General features: G+C 43.0%; 4 protein-coding genes and 1 pseudogene. 4 read left to right on the top strand and 1 reads right to left on the bottom strand.

Annotated elements, in window-relative coordinates; genetic code table 11:
- From IQ229_RS12235 to IQ229_RS12255, 4 genes are all read left to right on the top strand, one after another.
- Positions 1–1,267, top strand: a 1,267-nt coding sequence (locus IQ229_RS12235) for a peptidase domain-containing ABC transporter (protein ID WP_194044031.1), incomplete at its 5' end; no start/stop codon positions are given.
- A gap of 78 nt (positions 1,268–1,345) precedes the next feature.
- On the top strand, positions 1,346–2,728 hold the full coding sequence (locus tag IQ229_RS12240) for an HlyD family secretion protein (protein ID WP_194044032.1): 1,383 nt from the start codon (positions 1,346–1,348) through the stop codon (positions 2,726–2,728).
- A 200-nt stretch (positions 2,729–2,928) separates the two neighbouring features.
- Complete coding sequence (locus IQ229_RS12245; RefSeq protein ID WP_194044034.1) at positions 2,929–3,333, top strand: DUF4112 domain-containing protein; 405 nt, start codon at positions 2,929–2,931, stop codon at positions 3,331–3,333.
- A 376-nt stretch (positions 3,334–3,709) separates the two neighbouring features.
- Positions 3,710–4,915 carry a glutathione S-transferase family protein gene (locus IQ229_RS12255; protein WP_194044038.1) on the top strand — a complete coding sequence of 402 codons (1,206 nt, stop codon included), beginning with the start codon at positions 3,710–3,712 and terminating at the stop codon, positions 4,913–4,915.
- 4 nt (positions 4,916–4,919) lie between these two features.
- Here the strand turns inward: IQ229_RS12255 and IQ229_RS23965 are convergent.
- Positions 4,920–5,027, bottom strand: a pseudogene (locus IQ229_RS23965) (methylthioribulose 1-phosphate dehydratase); the annotation flags it as partial.
- Positions 5,028–5,172: the final 145 nt, after the last annotated feature.

A 5,172-nucleotide genomic window follows, 5' to 3' on the forward strand; every position in this document is an offset into this window, starting at 1 on the left:
CCTGCTTTTCCTACCCGCCTTACGTCAGAAAACCCGTAAACTTATCGTTTTAGGCACTGAAAACCAAGGCTTTTTAGTGGAAACCTTTCGTGGCGTTCAAGTACTCAAAACAACACAAGCAACTCCGCAAGCTTGGCAAGAGTATCAAACCAACTATGGTCGCCTTGCTAACTTGGGCTGGAGTACGATGAAACTGGAACTCTACAGCAGTACATTTACTAATGTTCTTTCAACTATAACTAATATAGGTTTACTCTGGTTAGGCAGCTATTTAGTAATTAATCAAACATTATCTATCGGTCAACTGCTAGCGTTTAACGGCATGAGTGGTAACTTTCTCGGTTTCCTGACTTCAGTAATCGGGTTAGCTGATGAGTTTATTACTGCCCAAATTGTCATCCAACGGATGGCAGAAGTGATTGACGCTACACCAGAAGACTCAAATGAACAGAAAAGGCCTTGGGCAAAAATATCCACTGATGCAAATATTATCTGCACTAAAGTTAACTTTCACCATGCTGGTAGAGTTGACCTGTTGCAAGATTTTTCGTTGACTATCCCTGGTGGTAAAGTTATTGCTTTAATTGGTAAATCTGGTTGTGGTAAAAGTACCCTAGCCAAACTGATGGCTGGTTTATATTCTCTCCAGTCAGGTAATATTCGTTATGGTCTCTATAACAGACAAGACTTATCTTTAGAATGTCTGCGACAGCAGGTAGTCTTAGTACCACAAGACCCACACTTCTGGAGTCGCTCAATCTTTGATAATTTCCACTTCAGCTATCCTGAAGTGACTTTTGAAGAAATTGTCACAGCTTGCGAAATAGCAGGAGCTGATGAATTTATTAGCGAATTACCTGACAAATATCATACTGTCTTAGGAGAATTTGGAGCGAATCTTTCTGGTGGACAACGGCAGAGATTAGCGATCGCTAGAGCAATAATTACTAACCCACCGATACTGATTTTGGATGAATCCACTGGCGCTCTCGATCCGGTGAGTGAAGCTGAAGTACTAGATCAACTGCTTACCTATCGCCAAGGCAAAACCACAATTTTAATTAGTCACCGTCCCAGAGTCATTGAGCGAGCCGATTGGATTGTATTACTAGAGAAAGGACGTTTGCAAATTCAAGGTTCTCCAGAAGAATTGCGCCAAATTGCTGGCGAACACTTGGGCTTCCTAGACGATGTTCGGTCATCAACTTCAAGTTTACTGGTGAAATCTTCCAGTCATGCTAATGGCAAATACGCCGCCATTAGTTAATGCCATCTTCTTTCTTCGAGATTTTGGATTACTCCTCAATCATCCCCTCAAAAATCATCTCTCACTCAATTTATTATTATGGTTAGTCAATCGAATCCTGTCTTCGTTCCTCAAGCTGAAGAACACGATTTTCTTCCACCACTTGGTAATTGGATTACTGTTGGCGGTATAGTTGCATTGGTTACTGTAACAATAGCAATTGCCGTCGCCTCTGTAACTAAATACAAAGTCACCGTTCAAGCACAGGCAAATTTGCGTCCGGCTGGTGAATTGCGGCTGGTTCAGGCTGCTACGGAAGGCCCAGTTGTGCGGATTTTTGTGAAAGAGAATCAGGTAGTTAAAACAGGAGATGCGATCGCTACTATTGACGACTCCCGCCTACAAACCAAAAAGAGCCAACTAGAAAGTAGCATTGGGCAAATAAAATTACAACTGGTTCAAATTAATGCTCAGATTGATGCTCTTAATAACCAAATTGTAGCCCAAACTGACAGCTCCAAGCGTGCGGTTGCGGCAGCTGAAGCTGAATTGAGCGGTCGCAAACGAGACTATCAAGACAAGCAAATTACCACTGTTAGTGATGTCCAAGAAGCCTCTGCAAACGTCAAAGCAGCAACTGCCTCTTTAGGAGCAGCCGAGTCCAAACGAAACCGATATGAGAATGTAGCCAAAGCTGGAGCTTTGTCACAAGACCAATTTGAAGAAGCACAATTAGCTGTTCGCCAGCAAGAACAAGCACTCTCTGCTGCTAAAGCCAAGTTGCAAAGCTTACAAGCTGCCCTCAATCCCACTCAAGCACAAATTGCGATCGCTTCTCAACGCATTGCTCAAGAAAAAGCTACGGGGCAAGCTAATATTGCCACATTAAACAAAGAACGCAACGCCCTGATTCAACAACGGATTGAAATGCAGACAAAGTTCGAGCATGATGGCCGCGAACTTAAACAAGTAAATGTTGAACTTAAGGAAACGATCATTTCTGCCACAGCAGACGGTGTGATTTCCAAGCTAAACCTACGTAACCCCGGTCAAACATTGCGCCCTGGAGAAGAAATTGCCCAAATTGTTCCTACTTCTGCCCCCTTGGTAATTAAAGCAGTGGTAGGAACTGAAGATAAAAACAAGCTGAAACCAGGACAAAACGTGCAAATGCGAGTTTCTGCTTGTCCTTATCCAGATTACGGTACTCTCAAAGGTAAAGTTAAATCAATTTCTCCAGATGCATTTTTCCCACCAGCGAATAATGGTGCTGCTACAGGCGCTCCTACAATCGCAACTGCTCCCAAAGGTACTACTGCCTTTTATGAGGTGACAATTGAACCTGAAGGTCTGTCTTTAGGTCGAAAAACCAGACAATGTTCCATTCAAATGGGAATGGAAGGCAGAGCCGATATTATTTCTAAAGAAGAGACTATACTCCAATTCTTTTTGAGAAAAGCAAGGCTAATTGTAGATGTTTGATACGAACTGCGATCGCAAATTGATCATAAGCAATAATAGAGCGTAGTTTACCACCGCAGGCATCGCAACAATCTATATCATCCATGTATCTGCTTTTTTAGGCACTATTCAGCATTTTTATTCTTACTTGTTATTTCTAACGGTACAAGACAAAGAACAAAAAATGGTGCAATTTAAAAGTAGTGTAAATATGGTCAATTATGGACGCTGCCAAACGCCTTGCTACTCTAAATCGCATCCGCAAACTCAGCCGTCTGATGGATACATCAATACGTATCCCTTTGACAGGTTTTCGCATTGGCATAGACCCAATCATTGGTCTAGTTCCAGGTGCTGGTGATTTAATCAGTACAGCGTTTTCAGCTTACATTATATTTTTAGCTACTCGGTTTGGCATCCCGCGTCAAGACTTAGCCAAAATGATTTTTAATGTAGGTTTGGAAACAGTCGTTGGTACTGTGCCTTTAGTGGGTGATTTGTTTGATGCTTTCTACAAGTCCAACATTCGGAATTTGGCAATTTTGGAGCAACATTTGACAGTAGTTGAACCAGAACTAAAAAAAGTGTCTGATGAACTTTATCCTCAAAAATTCAGCCAAATTTAAGTAAGAAAAGAGCGTAGTTTACGGCCGCAGGCATTGCCATTGCACATTTACTATGTATTTTCTAGTACATTACTAGCCAGTTGTAGAGAAGCGATGACCGAGCGCTGTGGGGGGCTGCTGAGTTCTTCTACAGCGTTAGGTCAACAACTGGCGATTTGTGTCTGTTCTGTTGATATCTCATTTAAACGGCAATTCAAAGACAAGTTATGCCAAATTGCCAGAACCTTTGAGTGTGGTATTGTCACTTCAACTTTTTCTTAAAAGAGAAATGGAAAGAATTGATGGGCGAACCTATCGGTTAAATTAAGCCTTAGTGTAATTGAAAATATTGTAGAGTATAGAATTGTCCTAAGTATTGCCCTACGCAACTCCCTCTATGACTACCGCACCCTTAAGCTGGGAAGAACTAGAAACCCTCACGGATTATCAAATAGATACCGTTAATGGTCTCACCAATGCTAGAGCCAGGTTGCGCTTGTTTGGTAAGCCGGAATCTGATGTGCGGGTAACGCTGTACCGCGATAACCACGCTTGGTGTCCTTACTGTCAAAAAGTTTGGTTATGGCTAGAGGAAAAACAGATCCCCTACCGCATCGAAAAAGTGACAATGTTCTGCTATGGGGAGAAAGAAAGTTGGTACAAACGTAAGGTACCATCAGGAATGCTCCCCGCGATCGAGCTAGATGGACGGATTATTAAGGAAAGCGATGACATTTTGATCGCTTTGGAAAAGGTATTTGCTCCATTGAATCAAGGGATGGAAGATCGCACGGTGCTTCCTCTACGTCAATTAGAACGACTTTTATTTAGAGCTTGGTGCGCTTGGCTATGCTCTAGAACCGATTCCTTTCAACAAGAACAACGCAACCGAGAACAATTTATCGGAGTGGTGGCTAGGGTAGAGTCGGCTCTGGGTAGCACCCCAAGCCCTTATTTTCTAGATAGTTTCGGCATCGTCGATGTCATTTTTACGCCATATCTCGAACGGATGAATGCGAGCCTTTACTACTACAAAGGCTACTCACTGCGGGAGGAAAACCCTCGTTTGAGCGCATGGTTTGCGGCAATGGAAAGCCGACCGACCTACTGCGGTACCCAGAGCGACTTTCACACCCACGCACATGATTTGCCGCCCCAGATGGGGGGCTGTTGGGAAAACGGCGAAACTCAGATGCTTCTCAATAAAGCGCGGGTGGATAACGGCCCCTGGTTCGGGCTACCAGACGTTACTTATCCAGAACCGGAAAACTCCCCTATGGAAGCTCTTAAACGAACAATCGATCACCGCATGAATATTATCCGAGTCAACCCCTTAGATGATAAATTGTTTGATCGAGCGCTACGTTGTGCTTTAACACACATGATGACAGGGGAAAACTGTGTACCTCCATCGGGATCTGATGTCGCTCTCCGATATTTGCGCGATCGCATTAATGTACCACGAGATATGTCTATTTACGCAGCCAAGCGATTGAGGGAATCCCTGGAGAAAACCGCAGCCCTTGCAGGTGATGGGCAGCCAGCCCCCATTCCCACTAAGCATCGACGAGATCAAGACCCGTCTAACTTTGCCATCAAGTAGGATTTCAGATATTTATGTCTAACCGAATGGCGGCAACCATGTAGCGAAAGATGTAGTCTAATAACTCAATATAATTACGAGCAGCTTCAAGAGAACAAGCCCAAACTGTCAAACATAGAAGAATTACCTAGCTAATTCATAGTAAATTAAACAATCATCTGGTAAAAGATTCAAGATAAAATCTCTTTCTTGATTCGAATTAGAGACGTGTTTTTCCTGGTTCAATTCAACTAAATAAATACTGTCTCTTATACACA

Source organism: Nostoc cf. edaphicum LEGE 07299, from assembly GCF_015207245.1.
Classification (GTDB): Bacteria; Cyanobacteriota; Cyanobacteriia; order Cyanobacteriales; family Nostocaceae; genus Nostoc; species Nostoc edaphicum_B.

What these genes read in the sequence shown, in the direction of transcription:
- IQ229_RS12255 (WP_194044038.1), top strand. Translation starts at nt 3,710, where the DNA reads ATGACTACCGCACCCTTAAGCTGGGAAGAACTAGAAACCCTCACGGAT.
- IQ229_RS12245 (WP_194044034.1), top strand. Translation starts at nt 2,929, where the DNA reads ATGGACGCTGCCAAACGCCTTGCTACTCTAAATCGCATCCGCAAACTC.
- IQ229_RS12240 (WP_194044032.1), top strand. Translation starts at nt 1,346, where the DNA reads ATGGTTAGTCAATCGAATCCTGTCTTCGTTCCTCAAGCTGAAGAACAC.